We start from the raw sequence: 18,359 nt of genomic DNA, 5'->3' as shown, positions 1-18,359 counted from the left end.
AAGCTATGTACCTACTGTATCTATGCTTCTATGTGTTAATTATATCAAATGAATTAGAGATGTATTGCAATAAGACAACCTATTAATGGTGCTTGTTTTCAATTTGAACTGCAAACTACCCTTCAACGATTCCATGTTTCACTGCATATAAAATAAGACCTGCAGTTGTTTTGGCCCCCGTTTTCATTTTTAGCCTGTCGCGTATTGCCTCTACTGTGCGTGGGCTTATTTCTACTATATCGGCTATCTCTTTGGTGCTTTTTTCATCGCACATAAGCTTAAGTACCTGTAGTTCCTTTTCGCTCAGCTCCGCATCTTCCGGCACGGAAGTATCCACCATTCTTTTGCTACGCAGGCCGGTTAAAAGAGCTTTGTTGGTATATTCATTAAAGTAGTACTCTTTCTCGTACACGGTCTTGATGGCTTCGTAAATTGTTTCGCTATCGCTGTTTTTAGTGAGGTAGCTGTTAGCGCCAATTTCCATCAATTTGCTGATCATGCTCACGTCATCGTTCATTGTCAGCATTACGATCTTGGCATTAGGCAGTATTTTCTTCACCTCGGGCAACGTAGCAATACCATCCATAATTGGCATCTGGATATCAAGTAATATAACATCCGGTTGAAGAAACTTCACCAGGTTAAGCAGTTGCATTCCATTCTCTGCTTCACCTATCATTTCTATATCAGTATAGTGTGAAAGTGAGGCTTTTACACCTGTTCTAAAAAGAGCATGATCATCTGTTATTATCACTTTGATCTTGCCAATGTTGTCAGAGTTCATCACGAATGTTTATTTATAGAATTGGGATCTTTCCTGGAACCGGTGAAAGGTATTTATTTATAACGATAAAAAGCAGGTGGTTATTTTGCTGAAACAGCACTAGAAAAACTACGCGTTCTACATCAAGGGGTTTTACTATCTAACTGCCTGATCGTGAGGATAAAGTTTGCGTATAAGTGCGTAAGGATAATATATTGGCTTATGATAAATTTGCCGTGAAAGTAACCCCGTTTTTGTAGATCCTTTTCCAATCAAGAACCAACACATCAAAACAAGACAAGCTTTACATTATCCTATATAAAGATCACCTGCAGCACCAGTAATGAGTGTTGCAGAGTTTTACTCCCTTGCATGTAGCTACGGCTACTGGTATTTTTTTAAAGCTGGCAGAAATGTCAGCTTTTTTATTCAACCAACTTATTGCGCATAGCGTACATCACCAATCCTGCTATTGTTTTTGCGCCCACTTTTGATTTCATATTCTGCCTGATGGTCTCAACTGTTCGGGGGCTAAGAAAAACGTTCTCTGAAATCTCTTCCGTGGTTTTGTCCTCAGTGATAAGCTTCAGGATCTTGAGCTCCTTGTCATTGAAATTAACCGAGGAAGGATAGAACCGGCGCACCTTTCGGCGATGTTGAAGTTTTAGTAGGACTGCCGCATTTACCAGGTCGTTAAAGTAAAAATCTTCATTCATGCAGGAGATGATAGCCTTATAAATTTCCTCAGCATCACTTGTTTTAGACAGGTAAGCATTGGCACCATACTCCATCATCTTGGTTATGGTTTCCTTGTCATCGTACATACTCACGATGATTATCTTGATGTCTTCATACTCCTTCCTGATCAGCTGCAGGGCGTGTAGCCCATTGATCTCAGGCATTTGTATATCCATCAACAATATGTCAGGAGTTTTGATCTTGAGTTTGTGAAGCATATGCTTACCATCATCAGCCTCCCATAAGATTTTGATGTAATCGCGATACTTCAAAGACATACGGATGCCATCCCGGAAGATTTTGTGATCATCTGCAATAGCCACATTTATTAATCTGTCACCTGCCATTTGTCTTAAGGATTAGGTTCTGAATAAAGGATCATCAAAAATTTTCTTTTCCACATTCAGGAAAATTCGTGGTAATACCATGTACAATTTCTATGTAAAAAAGGTTTGTAATAGAAAAACCACCATATTTGCCATAGTAAATTTACGGTCTAACCATCGCGCTTTTACTCTTTTTTAGATATTTTCATTGACAATAATTTCCGGTGAAACCCTTTACTATCAACAATTCCAGTCAAAGTAATGATTGTTTACCAGTTACTTCACCTGTTGTGGAAAAAATTGTTCGTGGAGACATTTAACAGGTATTCCTACTAATAACCCCAAAAACTACCACTATGATGGACACTGAACTTTACGTTGTAAAAGGCAAAGTTTACGAACAGAAAAAAGGATTTTCCGCAGAAGTTGGCGAAGACATTGGCTACGAGAAAGGCGCCAAGATGATCAAAGCTTATCACGATCAAAATCCTGACGACATTCTAGCCCACTTCATGGGTCGCAACATGATTGAAGCAATCTTGGCTCAACCAGGTGTTGTAGGAATCAGGATGTTTTATGCACTGAACGAATTAGGATTGAAACAACTGGTGCTGGTTGGTGTAGATGCCAACGGCAAAAACGTTTTGAATTATACAACTGTTGGCGACAATGGTGAACTGATTCACAGGAAAGGTATTGTAGCTGATAAAGTTAGAAGCTGCCCTCCATACTGCGGAACAGAAGAACCAACATCAGAAGGCTGGTATACTTCAACAGAGAAGTAAGAAGTTTAGTCGGTTCGATATAATCTATATATTTGGGCCAAACCACTTCCCGATAAACCTGGCTGAAACGATAACACATTTTGTTGTTTATACAGAGATTTTACCTGTATTGTTTTACCTGATCTCAAAGCAAAGGATCAATGATAAAGCAATACAGGTAATTTTGTTTTTAGTTGTTGTTGGTTTTGCAACTGATGTTTTGGGGCTTTATCTTATTTCACAAGGACGGGCCAATCTTATTTTCTACAATCTGTTTTTATTAGTTGAAACCTCCTGTGTTCTCTACTTTTTCCGAAAGATTTTAAAGGTCAAAAATATTGACAGATATATTTTGGCTGGCTTCATTTTATTTGCTGGCTATTGGTCATTTCTATTTGCCACTAAGGGTACAAAAAGCTTCATTGACGAGGCGATTAAAGTCGGCTACTTCATTCTGTTGGCTTTTTGCATAGTTTTTTATTACCGTCAGCTCAAAACTTTAGATGCGGCCCCTTATACTAACCGTTACTTCTGGATAGTTACTGGGTACTTAGTATACATTGCTGGCACCTTCTTCCTTTTCTCATTACTTAATAATCTTACTAAAGAAGAGCAGGCAGAATATTACGTTCTTAATTTCGTTTTTCTTTTCATAAAAACAGTGATGTTTTCTATTGCTATGTCAATGAAAAGCAACCCACAGCCTCGTAAAAAATTCCATCTAACCTAAAGAACACCCGGCTGCTTTTATGATCCCCCTCCAATCATCCGTCTTTACTTCAACGCTCCTATTTGGCACATTGGGAATGTTGTTGTTAACTATTGCCCTGATCGTTTTTATCATTTTTCACCAGCGCCGTGTCATCCGCTTCCAGCTTAAGATGCAACAAATGGAAGCTGAACAGCAAAAGGTATTATTACGTGCCTCTATTAAACTGCAGGAAGAAGAAAGGCAACGCATTGCGGCTGATCTTCACGACGACGCAGGTCCACTACTGGCCACCGCCCGCCTATACCTGACCGAAAACCTGGTGAACCAGGACAAGTCGCAACAGCTACAATCTATTTTCAGCGCCAAGCAGATCATTGATGAAACCATTCAGCTGATCAGGAATATCTCTCACAGCCTGATGCCACCCACGCTTAAGAATTTTGGACTGGAGAGTGCTGTCAACGACTTTTTTCAAAAGATCAATGGCTCTGGCTCACTTAATGTAAACTGCCGTTTCCATGATTATAAGATCAGGTTACGTCCCGAAAAAGAACTTATTGTTTTTCGCATCATCCAGGAGTTGATCAATAATATCCTGAAGCATAGCAACTCTAGTTTTATTCACCTCACCCAGCATAAAGGCGAAGAGAACATGCTGATCAGGTTACACCACGATGGCCGGGGACTGACACAGGATGATTTTGAAAGGTTATCAAAAAGTAATGTTGGTCTTGGACTGAAGAACATACAGAGCCGACTGAAAGTGATACATGGTGATATATTATATGAAGAAGACACCTCTCAATCTTTCTTTAAAGTTACCATTGACATTCCACGCGATATTGATGAACGCTAGCCACTTTTTATCCACCGATATATAAAGATGATAATATTATCTTTGGCCGGCTTATGGGAGATATCAAAGTAGCAATAGCAGACGATCACAAGATCTTTCGAAAAGGTGTGATACTATCATTGCGTCATTATAATAATATAAAGTTTGTACTGGAGGCGGAAAACGGCCAGCAACTGCTGGAACAATTAGATGAAGCCAAGCCTGATGTAATATTGATGGACCTGCGTATGCCCATAAAAGATGGAATAGAAACTACGAGGCATATCAGCAAACACTACCCCGACATTTTCATTTTGGTGCTGACCATGCACGAAGATGAACACTTTGTGATACACCTGATGGAAAATGGTGCAAACGGCTACCTGCTAAAAAGCACAGATCCTGTAGAAATAAAAAAAGCCATTACAGAAGTTGTTGCAAAAGGCTATTACCTCAACAACTTTGTGAACAGGATACTGATTAAAAAATCGCACAACAAGGCAAAGGCAGCTTTTTCATTAAATAATGAACATGGCGTATCTGATAAAGAAAGAGATGTAATGCGCTATATCTGTATGGAGTTTACCAGCCAGGAGATTGGCCAAAAAATGAACATCAGTCCGCGGACCGTAGAAAGTATCAAAGAACGATTGATCAAAAGATTTGGATTGAAGAATACCGCCGGTCTTGTTTTCTATGCTGTGAAGCACAACCTGATTGACTAAACAACGGAAACAACTGCTGATTGGAAATAGCCATTTTTATATTCTACTTACTCCTCTGCCTATATAGTATCCACATAATTCCGTTCTTCAAAAAGGTTTCTCTTCCTCGTTGGGTTGTCCCATCTCTTTTTCTTATAAAAGTATTGGCCGGTATAGCTTATGCTCTTTTTTACCGGCTACCACGTTACCACGCAGGTTCTGATACCTGGCGATTTTATCGGCTTAGCTTAGAAGAAAAAAAATGGTTGTTGGCAGACCCCATTGCTTTTACTAAAGATCTTTTTGTTCATGGATACACTCATACAGGCGGCATCTTTAGTGGAAAGGACAGCTACTGGAATGACCTGAAGAGTAATATTTCGGTGAAGCTTATGGCGGTGATGAACGTGATAACCAATGACAGTTATTTCACCAACATCATCCTCTTCAACTTTTTGTACTTTTTTGGCCTGGTGGCGCTTTACCGGTTAATGGAAAAAATTTACCAGGTTAACAAGTGGGTGTTACTTATCCCGTTATTCCTGCTGCCGTCCACGCTGTTTTGGTGCAGCGGCATCCACAAAGATGGTTTGATACTTTCTGCTGTAGGCATGCTGCTCTATACCTTTTACAACAGGCTGCAATTACACTTCAGGCTTGTGGATTGGCTTTGCATGCTTTTCTACCTACTATTAATCTTCGTCCTTAGAAATTATGTAGCCCTCGCACTTATTCCAGCACTACTGGCAGGATGGTTATCTACGTGCTATCCAGGTAAAAAAGTGGTGTTATTTGCTGCCATCTATTTACTAGGTCTTGCTATATTTTTTATTGCGCCACATATTCATCCCGCCGCTGATTTCCCGGCGTTTATTGTTTCAAAACAGCATGAATTCAGCAACCTGCAGGGAGGGTCAGAATTAGCAGTTCAGCCATTACGGCCAGACATAGGAAGTTTTATATCCTACCTGCCTACGGCAATTGATATAGCCTTTTTTCGCCCACACCTAACAGAGTTTAGAAACTTTAGCTACATACCTGCGATACTTGAAATAGTTGCTGTGAGCCTGCTCATACTCTTTGTTTTAATTAGGTGGAAGCGCATCAACTTCTCCCCTTTCTCATTAAGTCTCATCTTCTTTGCTATCTCTCTTTTACTGGTTGCAGGATATACGATTACATTTTCTGGTGCTGTGGTCAGGTATAGAAGCCTCGCTTTACCTTTCTTGTTAGCCCCACTACTTGCAGCAGCAATGCAGGCAAATAAGAAATAATATTACCTTTATTTATATACATACTTTATTTCACCGTTCCATTGATTATTGCTCAATATTTAGCGAGGAACACATTCTTTGAAGTCCTTTTCACCTGCAGATTTTGCTCCTAAAGCAAAAAAAAGTTGTTGATTAGCTTTTTGTCATGTTCTTTTGCTCTACAAAAAAATCATTTCATGTCGCTTCGATTTCAAGCAATCAACAACTACCACAAGAGATCAGGTGGTGTAGAAGTTGGGCCAAGTACTAAGGTTACCGCAATTTTTGGAGAGAACGTTTTTACGCAAAAAGTAGCACGCGAATTTCTGAGCGATGAGGCTTACAAAAGTCTGAACGCAAGTATCAGGGGTGGTAAAAAGATTGATCGTGCTGTAGCAAACCAGATTGCTGCAGGACTTAGATCTTGGGCAGAAAGCAAAGGTGTAACGCACTACACGCACTGGTTTCAGCCACTTACAGGAACAACAGCTGAAAAGCATGATAGCTTTTTTACAATAAAAAGTGATGGCACCGCCATTGAAGAATTTGACGGAGCAGCACTGATACAGCAGGAACCAGATGCATCATCATTTCCAAGCGGAGGATTGAGAGCAACTTTTGAAGCCCGTGGCTACACTGCCTGGGATCCTTCTTCTCCTGCATTCATCATGGAAATCGGCCATGGCAGAACTCTTTGTATTCCTACCATTTTTGTTGCCTATACAGGTGAAAGTCTTGATTACAAAGCTCCATTGCTGAAGGCACTTGCTGCTTTAGATAAAGCCGCAGTAGAAGTTTGTAACTATTTCGATAAAAATGTAACTAAAGTAACCGCTACCCTTGGTTGGGAGCAGGAGTACTTTGTAATAGATGAGGCTTTGGCTAATGCCCGTCCTGACCTGCTGCTTACTGAGCGTACAGTTTATGGTGCTGCACCCGCTAAAGGCCAGCAGTTAGACGACCATTATTTTGGTTCTATTCCTGAGCGTGTTTACGCCTTCATGCGCGATTTTGAAGCTGAAAGTTATAAGCTAGGCATTCCATTACGTACCCGTCACAACGAGGTTGCGCCAGCGCAATTTGAGTGTGCTCCTATATTCGAAGAAGTGAACCTGGCAGTAGACCACAACACCCTGCTGATGGATGTAATGAGCCGTGTTGCGAAGCGTCATAAGCTTAGGGTACTGCTGCATGAAAAGCCTTTTGCAGGCATCAATGGTAGTGGTAAGCACAACAACTGGAGTATGGCTACTGATACCGGTGTCAACCTTTTGGCTCCTGGTAAAACGCCAAAGACCAACCTGATGTTCCTGACTTTCTTCGTAAACACGATCAAAGCGGTGCATGATTATTCTGGACTTTTAAGATCTGCAATAGCCAGTGCAGGTAACGATTTCAGGCTTGGTGCCAACGAAGCGCCTCCGGCTATCATTTCAGTTTTTGTGGGTGAATACCTGAGCCGTGTACTGGGTGAAATTGAAGGACGTGTAGGTGAGAAATTTGACGAGCAGGATGAAGCTATCCTGAAGCTGGACCTTCATCGCAGCATTCCTGAACTTCTTTTAGACAATACCGATCGTAACCGTACTTCTCCGTTTGCTTTCACCGGTAATAAATTTGAATTCCGCGCTGTTGGTTCTTCTGCTAACTGTGGTAACCCAATGACGGTTCTGAACACCATCATGGCTGATACCCTTCGCACCTTCAAGAAAGATGTAGATGCTTTGATAGAGAAAGGTGATAAAAAGGAAGTGGCTATCATGCACATCATCCAGAAGTATATAGTAGAAAGTAAAGCTGTACTTTTTGAAGGAGATGGTTATAGCGATGATTGGGAAGTAGAAGCAGAAAAGCGTGGCCTACCTAATATCAAGACTACTCCACTGGCACTAGATGCTATGATTTCTGAAAAAGCAAAACACTTGTTTACTACCAATGGTGTGTATAGCGAATCAGAAATGGAAGCGCGCCACGAGATAGAACTTGAAAAGTATATTAAGAAAGTACAGATAGAAGCGCGTGTAATGGGTGATTTGGCAACCAATCATATCCTTCCTGCAGCTATCCGTTACCAGAACCAACTGATCACTAACGTACGTGGGTTAAAAGATCTTGGAATTGACCATGCATTGTACAGTACGCAGCTAACCATGCTTGAAAAGATATCTGAACATATATCTGTGATCAGGTATAATGTAGAGCAAATGGTAGAAGCGCGCAAGGTGAGCAACAACATAGCTGATACACGTGAGAAAGCTATTTCCTACCAAACAGAAGTAAAGGATAAATATTTTGACCTGATCAGGTACCATGTAGATAAACTTGAACTATTGGTAGCTGATGAAGAATGGACACTTCCTAAATACAGGGAGCTGCTGTTCCTTAGATAGTTTTTATTTCCTTCCTATACACATGAGAACCCCGGTTTCAAATAAGAAGCCGGGGTTATTTATTTACATGATATTTAAACCAATAAAGAAGTTGGTTATCTATAATGCCTTTGTTTCTACCGATAATATTTGAAGTAGCTACACCTGCTTATAAAATCTACATATATTAGAATTAGTAAAAACGATAACAACTAAAACAACCTGAAATGAAAAAGATGTTTTTTGCGATCTGCATTTTGGCATTAACTGCCGGATCGGTGATGGCACAAACTGGCGAGCGTGGCGGAAGAGCTCGTGGCGGCCAGATGAATGAAATGATGAAAGAGAGGCTGAAATCTGAACTGAAACTAACTGATGCACAGACTGATTCTGTAGTGGCTATCCAACAAGAATTCCAAAGCAAGGCAAGGGAAGTAAGAATGAGCCAGGACCTGTCAGAAGATGATAAGAAGAAAAAGATGGAAGCACTGGAAGCTGAGCGCCAGGCAAAATACAAGACCATATTGAATGAAGAACAGCAAATAAAGCTGAATGCATTTTACGAGAACATGCGTAAAATGAGAGAACAAAGAGGCCAGGGTGGACAAGGTGGCCAAGGTCAATGGCAAAACCGGAACTAAAACATTGATCCCTATTGAAAACGTAAAGAGGCATCCCAGGATGCCTCTTTTATTATGCTTTATTCTTTGCTCTTTTTTCTTGATCCTCTTCGCCAACCTTCCATCAATTCTTGCTCCGACTTAAGGATGAACTCAGGCTCTACTTTCTTAATGAAGATGGTAATATGCTTCTTTACCTCAGGCCTATCTTTTAACACAGCGGTTATCACTACAGAATCACCTTTGTAAGCGCTATCAATTATAAGGCTGTTACCATCCCACTTGCCATAAGAACTACTTAAACTGATCTCACTGCTGGTAAGTGGAAAGAAACTGCCATTGCTCAATTTGCCGTCTACATTTATATAATTGTGCACGCCTTTTTTCAGGCTATCGGTATACAGGTTGAAGAATATACTATCAACTTTTTGCGCCTTTGTACCCAAGCTGCACAATACCAATAGTATTATAAATAGCTGCTTCATAATTTAAAGTTTAGAACCCGATCCGGCGGCTGTTAAGAGAGTTTACTGTGGTTATGCCTATCAGCTCATCGTGCCTGCCAGCTAACGAACGGTAATAAATAAGTACCGTATAATCATTTTCTGTTTCCCAATAATTGCCATCCGTAGTTTCCGATTCTATACGACCTCTCCTATTACCTGCATCTTTGGTTACGTAGGTGTACGAATAATATCCTTGCTTCAGGAACAACGTCTTCTCGTAAACTCCTTTATCAGCATTATAAATCATAGCGGCTGTATCATGAACATTGTATTGGTTCATTTCACCAACTACAAATACTTTCTTATTTGGATATGGCTGGTTTTCATTTGGCACAAAAGTGAAATGCACCGATGCGTAATCTCCCTGCCACCATGGGTTAGGTACATCTGTAGTTTCAGTAAAATAGAAACCATTGAAATCTCTGAAATTGATATAACGCTGGTTATTCCTTTCCGGGTCAGGCTGCATGAAAATATTGGTAGCTGTTTTACCATAATCAGCAGTTTTTACACGGTCACTTTGCAATCGGAAACTGCGGAGGTCTGCCCAGCGGAATTCTTTACCGGCAGGAAAAACGGCATCATTCTCTGCATTAAATTCCACCGTTGTTTGCCTTACAAAAGTTGGTGTAATATTCATCTTAGCATTGTCCCACCTGTAATTCTGCAGCACAACTGCCTTTATCTGCTGAACAGGACTTACCACGTTCAGTCGTCCTTTGTTTACAACAAACTGTACTTTTTGGTGCGTACGAAACAGGTCGGTATTGAAAGGCTGTAACACCTGTGCTCCTACTTCTGCAATTTTTTCTACTACCAATACTCTTTTGGTAAATGCAAGCTTGCTTGTGTCGCCGTCAAGAAACACCTTAAGCAAATAATTTCCACTGCGGGTAGGTACGCAATTTCTATCGGGCAGTGTAGCCTGGTAATGTATATAACGTGTAAGCGCAAGTGCGGAAGCCCTATATTGATTAAGCCTTACCTGGCTGAAGCCACGCAGGTAGTCAAAAGTGCTGAGGTTTACCGGTGTCCAATCTGCATTACACAACTGAAAAGTATAGAAGTAATTTTTTACCCGTGCATCCAAATCATCAAAATGAAGTTCAAGCTGCTCGCCACTATTAAGCGTTATGATAGGATATCCAAGCTGGTTGCCTACCTGGAAAACCTTTACCCCCGTAATGTTTGGCATCAACACTTGGTCTGGTTGATTAGCCATTACGGACGTGAAAGTAAATAACACTATAAAGGGAAGTAGCAATCGCTTCATGTAAAAATTGTTAATGGGTGTACAACGACTAACTTACGACTAATGAATAATATTGGTGGCAAACACCATAACAAACTTAGTGCAGGCAATTCATTTTGCCGGGTGGTTGCCGGAATGTAGCTTTGATTTAACTAAATTATGCCCGATTGGATATAGCGCTGTTTATAGCCCGCCGCATTGCTTTCAATTCTCAAAAATCGTTTTCAAGATTTATCATACGACTTGCTACGGTAGCCACTGCTGTTAGTGTGGCTGCAATGATCATTACGCTGGCATTTGTGAATGGTTTCCAGGAAACGGTGAGCCAGAAAGTTTTCAGCTTTTGGGGGCATGTTCGCCTGCAACAATACGAGCCAAATAAAGCGCTGGTAGCTGAAGAAAGTCCGTTAGAAACAAATAATGAAGCCATAGCAATTGTAAAAGGAATGCCTGGTGTAGAAACCGTTCAGACCTTTGCAACGAAAAGCGCAGTACTGCAACATGAAAGCAATATTGAAGGATTGCTTTTCAAAGGTGTAGAAGCAGGTTATAATTTTCAGCACCTGCAAGATTTTTTACGCGAAGGCGAATGGCCATCTTTTACCGACAGCCTGTATAGCCGCGACATTGTACTTTCTGCTCCTATAGCTGAACAAATGGAACTTAAAGTGAATGACAGTATCCGCATTTACTTCATTGACCCGGGAGGCGGACGCAGCAATTTCAGGAGGATGCGTATTAGCGGCATTTACAAAACAGGCATTGAAGAATACGATAAACTATTTGCTATCGGTGATCTTAGGTTGATACAAAGACTAAATAACTGGCAGAACAACCAAGTAGGTGGATATGAAGTTTTTTTATCTGATTACAGGCAAATGGACAGTGTGAGTTTTCTTATCAACGAGCATGAAACGCTGCCTACCAGCTGGATCAGCCGTACGGTAAAAGAAGTTTATCCAAACATATTTGACTGGCTGGGCATACAGGATGTGAACAGGGATGTGATATTTATTGTGATGGCAATTGTAGCGATCATCAACCTGGTGACATGCCTGCTGATACTGGTATTGGAAAGAACAAAAATGGTGGGCATTTTAAAAGCCATTGGTGCACCTGATGGCACCATTCAAACACTGTTTCTTTTTCACGCTACTTATATAACGCTCATTGGCGTTGGCTTTGGATTATTGGCTGGTGTTGGATTGGCCCTCTTACAGCAGTACACAGGATTTATTAGCCTGGATGAAACAGCATATTATGTAGCCACTGCACCAGTAAAAGTTATATGGTGGGAGGTTCTGCTGGTGTGTATAGGTACTGTCGTGGTATGTTTCCTCTCACTTATATTTCCTACCCTTTTGGTAAGAAATATTCAACCGGTTAAAGCCATACAGTTCAGGTAGTTTTTGTACCAAACCTACAACAGGTTTATGTGCAGCTCGCTGAAGTTTTGAAGCGATGATATTTTAAGATCTGCCAAACTCCATCGTTCATCTTTTGACATAGAGGCTACAGGTACCACTACACATTTCATACGCGCTGCTTTGGCGGCTATCATTCCATTTACAGAATCTTCAAAGCAAACACATTCCAATGGTGATGAACCAAGTGAGGCTGCACAATCTAAATACACTTGCGGGTGAGGCTTACCATAATTTAAATGCTCTGCTGATGCTATTGCTTTTACATAACGACTAACCTGCAGCATATCAGCAACCGTCTTCACCAGCTCCAATGGTGAAGAGGAAGCTATACCAATCTTATAACCACGTTTAGAAAAGAAATCAAATATGTATTTGATACCGGGCATAGGCTGCCCCTTTTGTATGATCTTTTGTGTTACCACCTGTATTATCTGCTCAGCTGCGTTCTTTAGTTCTTTATCATCAAATTTATAATCGCGGAGCCACCAGCTTACGAACTCGCTGGTGCGAAGCCCGGTAGTTTGGGCATATTCGGCTTTAGTAAGTTTCTTACCATAATATCCCAGTACCTCATCCGCTGCCTCACTCCACAATGGCTCGCTGTCTATCAACAGTCCATCCATATCAAATATTACTGTATTCAACTCCATGCCCTCTTATTTGTGGCGGCAAAGATAGGCGGAGGTTTCACTTTAGACGGACGATGATGTATTTAAATTCTTTACATAAAAAAGCCGCTGTACCAGTACAGCGGCCAAGTGTTAGGTTGTAAATTATTTTAAAGAGAAAGTAACATGAACATCAAATTTCAACTTCATTTTTTTGAAATCTATTTCAGGCGATGAAGGTGCACGAAAATCAGCGGCCATGGTTGCTTCCTGCGCCATCATCCTGTTAGCATATACTGGCTGTGGATGAAACTGCACTTCGTTTGGTTCATTGATGCTGATAGCATCTCCTACTTTTTCGCCAATGGCTTCAGAAAGATAAATGGCCTTTTCTTTAGCGGCTTTTACAGCCTGTATCTTCAACTGCTTTTTCAGATCTTGGATTTTACTGTGAGATACACGAGCTATAAAAAAATTGTGAGTGGCTTCATCATCTAGTTTTTGCACCAGCTCATCCATCTTTCTTGTACTTGCTAGCTTCACCTGGTAAGTAATGCTTGCCTTCATGTCAGGGTTCTTTTTCTTATTCTTTTTATACCACCACTGGTTGCCATCCCAGCCCTGGTATCCTTGCACAGAAAGATCCGTTTCAGGAATGCCAACAGCCAAGGCCGCCTTTAGAAAATCATTCTTGATCTTATCAATGTCCACTTTGCTTCCACCTTTTTTATCATATTCACGCAGCTCTACATGTACATATATCTCATCCGGAACAATTTCCATTTCGGCGGTACCGCTTACGTTCACTGTTTTCTGCCTGTTGGCATCCTGGCTGTTAGCACGCAACGTTATCAATTGTGAACAAACCAGTAATAAGAGGAAAATCTTTTTCATACTAAGTAATTTGATAGATGGATTCATTTAAGAAGACAATTACATACAAAGAATTAATTGAAAACGGTTCTTAACAATGTATTTACATTCCTTATTTTGCACCGCTTAAAGATTGCTAAAATAAATTAGATGAGTTCGTTCTCCGACAGATTAAAGCACGTAAAGATCATTCGCAAAATAGTTTATGCTGTTGTAGGCATCATTACTTACCCGGGTTTAGCTATCATCAATAAGCTGAAGATAGAAGGCACTGAACATTTAGAAAAGCTTCCTAAGAATAATGTTCTGTTCGTTAGCAATCACCAGACCTACTTTGCGGATGTCATTACTTTCCTACATATTTTTTGTGCAGTAAAGTGGCGCAAACGAAACAGGTTGGGTGTTCCTTATTACCTGCTTAATCCATTCACCAACTTATATTATGTAGCTGCCGAAGAAACAATGAATGGCAGCTGGATCAGCAAACTTTTCAAACTGGCAGGCGCACTTACAGTAAAACGTACATGGCGTTCGGAAGGTAAAGAAGTAAGAAGAGGATTGGATCCATCTGATACGCGTAAAATAACTGATGCGCTTTCTACCAGTTGGATAATTACTTTTCCGCAAGGCACTACCAAACCATTTGCACCTGGAAGAAAAGGTACCGCTTACATTATTCAAAAACACAATCCCATCGTAGTTCCGATTGTCATCAATGGCTTTTGGAGAGCATTCACTAAGAAAGGCCTCACCTTCAAGAAAAGGGGATCTACCATATCTGTTCGTTTTAAAGAACCAATGCGTTTCGATGCCAACCAACCGGTGGATGAAATACTGGAACAGGTCATGGATGCGATAGAGCAAAGCAAACGCTTCATGCTAAAAGGCAAGCATCATAAAATAAACGAACAGGATAAGTAGGAGGAGTTTGAGGTTTAAGGTTGAATGTCTAAGGTTTAAGGTTGTGGCTTCAAGTCATTATGAATATTGTTATAATCAATTGAGTGATTAGTGATCACTTGAAAGTCATCACTAATCACTCAGTACTAGTCATTCGTTACTTATCAACCCAATCAACCTATCAACTTATCAACCCACCACCCCCAACTACGGCTTAATAAAAAGCGCCTTCAACTCATTCGCATCATCGGGTTTCATCTTTCCGCCTAGTATAAGTCGTACTTGCCTTCTCCTGAGGGCGCCTTCGTAAATACGTTTTTCATCTTCAGTCTCAGGTATCAGTTGCGGTACAGGACGAGGTTTATTGTATGGGTCAAGAGCCACAAATGTGAAAAAGGCTTCATTGCTCTCGTACTTATATTGGTGCAAAAGGTCCTCTCCCCAAACCATCAGGTGAATTTCCATAGAGGTAGTAAAAGCGCGTGATACTTTGGCTTCTATATGTACTACGTTGCCCAACTTGATCGGGTTCTTGAAAGACAGGTTATCTACGCTGGCAGTCATACTTGGAAAATTGCAATGTTTGCCCGCAGCTATGCCGGCTGCAATATCCATCCAGTACATCAATCGTCCTCCCATCAGGTTTCCAAAAGTATTAGTGTCGTTGGGAAGCACTATTTCGTTCATGATAGTAAAACTATCACTAGCTTTCTTCGCTTGCATTTGGTCGTTTTCGGGCAAAGGTATTGGTTTGCTCATCAAGCCGTGAATGCATTGAAAATACAAATGATCTTTTCCTGATAACGTAACCTTTCCGGGTGACATCTATCATCTACATATGATTTTTTAGTTAAACCCGCCTTTCCGATATTCGCGTGCAATTTATCTTGCCATGAATATTTCTTTCGATAATACTGAGAATGCGTTTGCCTATAAATCAACAAGTGAACTGAAGCAAGCGCATTTGTTGTTTAAAAGTATGGACTATCCCTGGCTGGTGTCGCTTGGCACCAAGCTTACCCCGTGGGCACTTGATGCAGGTTTACCTATAAATGGGATTATCAGGAATACTATTTTCAAACAATTTGTAGGCGGCGAAACATTGGAAGAAACCAGTAAGGTGACCAATACTTTGGATAAGTATAACGTAGAGGTGATACTGGATTATGGCGTAGAAGGAAAAGAAGGTGAAGAAAATTTTGACAAAGCTACTCAACAGTTCATCAAGGTGGTGAATTATGCCGCAACGCAACCACACATTCCCTATATCAGCATAAAAGTTACCGGGCTCTCCAGGTTTGGATTATTAGAAGCACTGAATGAAGCACCTCGTTTACGGTCAGGTGTGCACGACAATGAAGCAGAGAATGAAGAATGGGATAGGGTAAGAGAAAGGATGTACCAGATATGCAGTGTGGCAGCAGAGAAAAAAGTAGGTGTACTAATAGATGCTGAAGAAAGCTGGATACAAGATCCAATAGATAAACTTACCATGGAGATGATGGAGGAGTTTAACCAGGAGGAAGCTATTGTTTATAACACTATTCAACTATACCGCCACGACCGGCTGCATTTCCTGGATGTTTCATACCGCATCGCCCAGGAACGAGGTTTTGTACTTGGAATAAAACTGGTTCGTGGAGCGTACATGGAGAAAGAAAGAGATAGGGCATTAACCTATAGCTATCCTTCGCCTATACAGCCAGATAAAGCCAGCACCGACAGGGACTATGATGCTGCAGTAAAGTATTGCATTGACCGTCTTGATAAAGTAGCATGCATTGTAGCTACGCATAACGAGAATAGTAACCTGCTTGCAGTAAAGCTGATGGAAGAAAAAGGTCATTCTCTTAAACATCCTCACCTGCACTTCTCGCAGTTGTTGGGCATGAGCGACCATATTACTTTTAACTTGGCAAAGGCTGGTTGTTCTGTAAGTAAATATGTTCCTTTTGGACCTATAAAAGATGTGATTCCTTACCTGATGCGCCGTGCGCAGGAGAATACCAGCGTTGCCGGCCAAACCAGCAGGGAACTTAGCCTGATAAAGAAGGAATTGAAAAGGCGGAAAGGGTAATATTAATATATTAAAACTACGGTAGTCTTCAAGACTACCGTAGTTTCTCTCTCCTATTCTCCCCGGCTTTTCCACCTTCTGCACACACTCTCCTGCTGTAGCTACATCTTAAACCTGCACGTTGTAATTTGCAGCCATGCAACAATACCTACAGCTACTTCAGCATATAATAGATAATGGCACTTCTAAAACAGACCGTACAGGTACGGGTACTACCAGTGTGTTTGGATACCAGATGCGGTTTAACCTGCAGGAAGGCTTTCCGCTGGTGACTACCAAGAAGCTACACCTGAAAAGTATTATTCATGAGTTGCTGTGGTTTCTGAAAGGTGAAACCAATACGCGATACCTTACCGAAAATGGTGTGAGCATATGGAATGAATGGGCTGATGAGAATGGTGAACTGGGGCCGGTATATGGCAAGCAGTGGCGCAGCTGGCAAGGTGCCGATGGTAAAGTAATAGACCAGATTGCTGAGGCAGTACAACAGATAAAGAACAACCCCGACAGCCGGCGCATCATTGTAAGTGCCTGGAATGTGGGAGAGTTGTCGCAGATGGCGTTGATGCCTTGCCATGCATTGTTCCAGTTTTATGTAGCCGATGGAAAGCTGAGTTGCCAGTTGTACCAGCGCAGCGCAGATGTATTTCTTGGCGTACCGTTTAATATAGCATCGTATGCATTGCTGACTGTGATGATGGCGCAGGTGTGCGACCTGCAGCCAGGAGATTTTGTACATACGTTTGGCGATGTGCACTTGTACAACAATCATATTGAGCAGGCGCAACTGCAACTTACACGTACTCCTTTCCCGCTTCCGCAAGTGAGGCTTAATCCTGACGTGAAAGACATCTTCAGTTTCACTTTTGAAGATATAACTGTAGAAAACTATCAATCGCATCCTGCTATAAAAGCACCGGTAGCAGTTTAATTTCAGATTGCCGGCTGCAGCAGTTAGTTTTGCCGCGCATTCATCACAATGTACAGGTGAGTTATGATGCCTGTTTGCTGATAAAAGATATACCAGTACAAGTGAGTGACACAACCGGGGATGAATAACGATATACTGCCGGCTACCAAAAAATACCTTTCAATTTCTACCAGTAAAACAACTGTCATTGACTGTATCACTAATTGTTGCGGCTTCTACTAATCATGCTATTGGCATAGGCAACCAGTTGCCATGGCACCTGCCTACCGATATGAAGTTTTTTAAAAACACTACCTGGGGACTGCCGGTGATAATGGGTCGCAAGACTTATGAATCGATGAATAGTAAGCCGCTGCCAGGCAGGGTGAATATTATCATTACCCGGCAAGAAGACTGGAGCAGCGAAGGTGTACAAGTAGCCGCTTCGGTGGAAGATGCGTTGACACTAGCAAGAAAAACAGATTGTAAAGAGGCGTTTGTTATTGGTGGCGGTGAAATATTTTCTCTTGTGATGGACCATGCATCGAAGATTTACATGACGCGGGTGCATACAGAATTAGTTGGCGATGTTTTCTTCCCGGCTATTGATGAAAAACAATGGAAACTGGTGGAGCAAAGAGATGTAGCCAAAGACGAGAAACATGCTTATGATTTCACCATTGAAAAATGGGAACGCATCATTCCTTTTAGTGTTGAATAGA

19 protein-coding genes are annotated in these 18,359 nt (G+C 41.2%); 12 read left to right on the top strand and 7 right to left on the bottom strand.

Annotated features, from left to right (window positions below; genetic code table 11):
• Positions 1-115: 115 nt before the first annotated feature.
• Both J4N22_RS04290 and J4N22_RS04285 read right to left on the bottom strand, forming a co-directional pair.
• Positions 116-784: a response regulator transcription factor gene (locus tag J4N22_RS04290; protein WP_207492462.1), complete on the bottom strand. Its 669-nt coding sequence runs from the start codon at positions 782-784 to the stop codon at positions 116-118.
• 404 nt (positions 785-1,188) lie between these two features.
• Positions 1,189-1,848 carry a response regulator transcription factor gene (locus J4N22_RS04285; RefSeq protein WP_207492461.1) on the bottom strand — a complete coding sequence of 220 codons (660 nt, stop codon included), beginning with the start codon at positions 1,846-1,848 and terminating at the stop codon, positions 1,189-1,191.
• Between the two features lie 335 nt (positions 1,849-2,183).
• Here J4N22_RS04285 and J4N22_RS04280 point away from each other — a divergent pair, with 335 nt between their 5' ends.
• The 7 genes from J4N22_RS04280 (at position 2,184) to J4N22_RS04250 (ending at position 9,105) form a co-directional block, all read left to right on the top strand.
• Positions 2,184-2,612, top strand: coding sequence for a hypothetical protein (locus tag J4N22_RS04280; protein ID WP_207492460.1), 429 nt, complete (start codon positions 2,184-2,186; stop codon positions 2,610-2,612).
• A 163-nt stretch (positions 2,613-2,775) separates the two neighbouring features.
• Entirely contained in the window at positions 2,776-3,321 is a 546-nt protein-coding gene (locus J4N22_RS04275) for a hypothetical protein (RefSeq protein ID WP_207492459.1), read from the top strand.
• Between the two features lie 19 nt (positions 3,322-3,340).
• Positions 3,341-4,159: a sensor histidine kinase gene (locus J4N22_RS04270; RefSeq protein ID WP_207492458.1), complete on the top strand. Its 819-nt coding sequence runs from the start codon at positions 3,341-3,343 to the stop codon at positions 4,157-4,159.
• A gap of 53 nt (positions 4,160-4,212) precedes the next feature.
• Positions 4,213-4,863, top strand: a complete 651-nt coding sequence (locus J4N22_RS04265; RefSeq protein WP_207492457.1) for a response regulator transcription factor — start codon at positions 4,213-4,215, stop codon at positions 4,861-4,863.
• A 248-nt stretch (positions 4,864-5,111) separates the two neighbouring features.
• Positions 5,112-6,116: a hypothetical protein gene (locus J4N22_RS04260; protein WP_207492456.1), complete on the top strand. Its 1,005-nt coding sequence runs from the start codon at positions 5,112-5,114 to the stop codon at positions 6,114-6,116.
• A 176-nt stretch (positions 6,117-6,292) separates the two neighbouring features.
• On the top strand, positions 6,293-8,485 hold the full coding sequence (locus tag J4N22_RS04255) for a glutamine synthetase III family protein (RefSeq protein ID WP_207492455.1): 2,193 nt from the start codon (positions 6,293-6,295) through the stop codon (positions 8,483-8,485).
• A gap of 206 nt (positions 8,486-8,691) precedes the next feature.
• Positions 8,692-9,105 (top strand): hypothetical protein, encoded by a 414-nt coding sequence (locus tag J4N22_RS04250; protein ID WP_207492454.1) that lies wholly within the window; start codon positions 8,692-8,694, stop codon positions 9,103-9,105.
• 59 nt (positions 9,106-9,164) lie between these two features.
• Here J4N22_RS04250 and J4N22_RS04245 read toward each other — a convergent pair whose 3' ends face one another.
• Together J4N22_RS04245 and J4N22_RS04240 are read right to left on the bottom strand one after the other, a co-directional pair.
• Positions 9,165-9,569, bottom strand: a complete 405-nt coding sequence (locus J4N22_RS04245; RefSeq protein ID WP_207492453.1) for a hypothetical protein — start codon at positions 9,567-9,569, stop codon at positions 9,165-9,167.
• Between the two features lie 10 nt (positions 9,570-9,579).
• Positions 9,580-10,863: a type IX secretion system plug protein gene (locus tag J4N22_RS04240; protein WP_207492452.1), complete on the bottom strand. Its 1,284-nt coding sequence runs from the start codon at positions 10,861-10,863 to the stop codon at positions 9,580-9,582.
• Between the two features lie 146 nt (positions 10,864-11,009).
• Here J4N22_RS04240 and J4N22_RS04235 point away from each other — a divergent pair, with 146 nt between their 5' ends.
• The gene (locus tag J4N22_RS04235) at positions 11,010-12,248 is read left to right on the top strand and encodes an ABC transporter permease (protein WP_207492451.1); all 1,239 of its coding nucleotides are present in this window, start codon (positions 11,010-11,012) and stop codon (positions 12,246-12,248) included.
• A gap of 14 nt (positions 12,249-12,262) precedes the next feature.
• On the opposite strand, the gene hxpB is transcribed toward J4N22_RS04235, so the two are convergent.
• On the bottom strand, positions 12,263-12,919 hold the full coding sequence (gene hxpB, locus J4N22_RS04230) for a hexitol phosphatase HxpB (protein ID WP_207492450.1): 657 nt from the start codon (positions 12,917-12,919) through the stop codon (positions 12,263-12,265).
• A gap of 123 nt (positions 12,920-13,042) precedes the next feature.
• On the bottom strand, positions 13,043-13,771 hold the full coding sequence (locus J4N22_RS04225; RefSeq protein WP_207492449.1) for an SIMPL domain-containing protein: 729 nt from the start codon (positions 13,769-13,771) through the stop codon (positions 13,043-13,045).
• Positions 13,772-13,900: 129 nt separating this feature from the next.
• On the opposite strand from J4N22_RS04225, the gene J4N22_RS04220 reads away from it, so the two are divergent.
• Positions 13,901-14,671, top strand: a complete 771-nt coding sequence (locus tag J4N22_RS04220) for a lysophospholipid acyltransferase family protein (RefSeq protein WP_207492448.1) — start codon at positions 13,901-13,903, stop codon at positions 14,669-14,671.
• Positions 14,672-14,857: 186 nt separating this feature from the next.
• On the opposite strand, the gene J4N22_RS04215 is transcribed toward J4N22_RS04220, so the two are convergent.
• The gene (locus J4N22_RS04215; protein ID WP_242692057.1) at positions 14,858-15,409 is read right to left on the bottom strand and encodes an acyl-CoA thioesterase; all 552 of its coding nucleotides are present in this window, start codon (positions 15,407-15,409) and stop codon (positions 14,858-14,860) included.
• Between the two features lie 133 nt (positions 15,410-15,542).
• Here J4N22_RS04215 and J4N22_RS04210 point away from each other — a divergent pair, with 133 nt between their 5' ends.
• The 3 genes from J4N22_RS04210 to J4N22_RS04200 all read left to right on the top strand — a co-directional run bounded on the left by J4N22_RS04210 (position 15,543) and on the right by J4N22_RS04200 (position 18,358).
• Positions 15,543-16,727, top strand: a complete 1,185-nt coding sequence (locus J4N22_RS04210; RefSeq protein WP_207492447.1) for a proline dehydrogenase family protein — start codon at positions 15,543-15,545, stop codon at positions 16,725-16,727.
• Positions 16,728-16,863: 136 nt separating this feature from the next.
• Positions 16,864-17,658, top strand: a complete 795-nt coding sequence (locus tag J4N22_RS04205; RefSeq protein ID WP_207492446.1) for a thymidylate synthase — start codon at positions 16,864-16,866, stop codon at positions 17,656-17,658.
• A gap of 187 nt (positions 17,659-17,845) precedes the next feature.
• Entirely contained in the window at positions 17,846-18,358 is a 513-nt protein-coding gene (locus tag J4N22_RS04200) for a dihydrofolate reductase (RefSeq protein ID WP_207492445.1), read from the top strand.
• The last annotated feature ends 1 nt before the right edge of the window (position 18,359 follow it).

Origin of the sequence: Aridibaculum aurantiacum (genome assembly GCF_017355875.1) — a bacterium.
GTDB lineage: Bacteria > Bacteroidota > Bacteroidia > Chitinophagales > Chitinophagaceae > Segetibacter > Segetibacter aurantiacus.
Note: the sequence above shows the minus strand (reverse complement) of the source record. Positions and strands in the feature narration are given on the sequence as shown.

What these genes read in the sequence shown, in the direction of transcription:
- J4N22_RS04245 (WP_207492453.1), bottom strand. Translation starts at nt 9,569, where the DNA reads ATGAAGCAGCTATTTATAATACTATTGGTATTGTGCAGCTTGGGTACA.
- J4N22_RS04215 (WP_242692057.1), bottom strand. Translation starts at nt 15,409, where the DNA reads ATGAGCAAACCAATACCTTTGCCCGAAAACGACCAAATGCAAGCGAAG.
- J4N22_RS04250 (WP_207492454.1), top strand. Translation starts at nt 8,692, where the DNA reads ATGAAAAAGATGTTTTTTGCGATCTGCATTTTGGCATTAACTGCCGGA.
- J4N22_RS04205 (WP_207492446.1), top strand. Translation starts at nt 16,864, where the DNA reads ATGCAACAATACCTACAGCTACTTCAGCATATAATAGATAATGGCACT.
- J4N22_RS04210 (WP_207492447.1), top strand. Translation starts at nt 15,543, where the DNA reads ATGAATATTTCTTTCGATAATACTGAGAATGCGTTTGCCTATAAATCA.
- J4N22_RS04225 (WP_207492449.1), bottom strand. Translation starts at nt 13,771, where the DNA reads ATGAAAAAGATTTTCCTCTTATTACTGGTTTGTTCACAATTGATAACG.
- J4N22_RS04265 (WP_207492457.1), top strand. Translation starts at nt 4,213, where the DNA reads ATGGGAGATATCAAAGTAGCAATAGCAGACGATCACAAGATCTTTCGA.
- J4N22_RS04240 (WP_207492452.1), bottom strand. Translation starts at nt 10,863, where the DNA reads ATGAAGCGATTGCTACTTCCCTTTATAGTGTTATTTACTTTCACGTCC.
- J4N22_RS04220 (WP_207492448.1), top strand. Translation starts at nt 13,901, where the DNA reads ATGAGTTCGTTCTCCGACAGATTAAAGCACGTAAAGATCATTCGCAAA.
- hxpB (WP_207492450.1), bottom strand. Translation starts at nt 12,919, where the DNA reads ATGGAGTTGAATACAGTAATATTTGATATGGATGGACTGTTGATAGAC.
- J4N22_RS04270 (WP_207492458.1), top strand. Translation starts at nt 3,341, where the DNA reads ATGATCCCCCTCCAATCATCCGTCTTTACTTCAACGCTCCTATTTGGC.
- J4N22_RS04280 (WP_207492460.1), top strand. Translation starts at nt 2,184, where the DNA reads ATGATGGACACTGAACTTTACGTTGTAAAAGGCAAAGTTTACGAACAG.
- J4N22_RS04290 (WP_207492462.1), bottom strand. Translation starts at nt 784, where the DNA reads ATGAACTCTGACAACATTGGCAAGATCAAAGTGATAATAACAGATGAT.
- J4N22_RS04285 (WP_207492461.1), bottom strand. Translation starts at nt 1,848, where the DNA reads ATGGCAGGTGACAGATTAATAAATGTGGCTATTGCAGATGATCACAAA.
- J4N22_RS04255 (WP_207492455.1), top strand. Translation starts at nt 6,293, where the DNA reads ATGTCGCTTCGATTTCAAGCAATCAACAACTACCACAAGAGATCAGGT.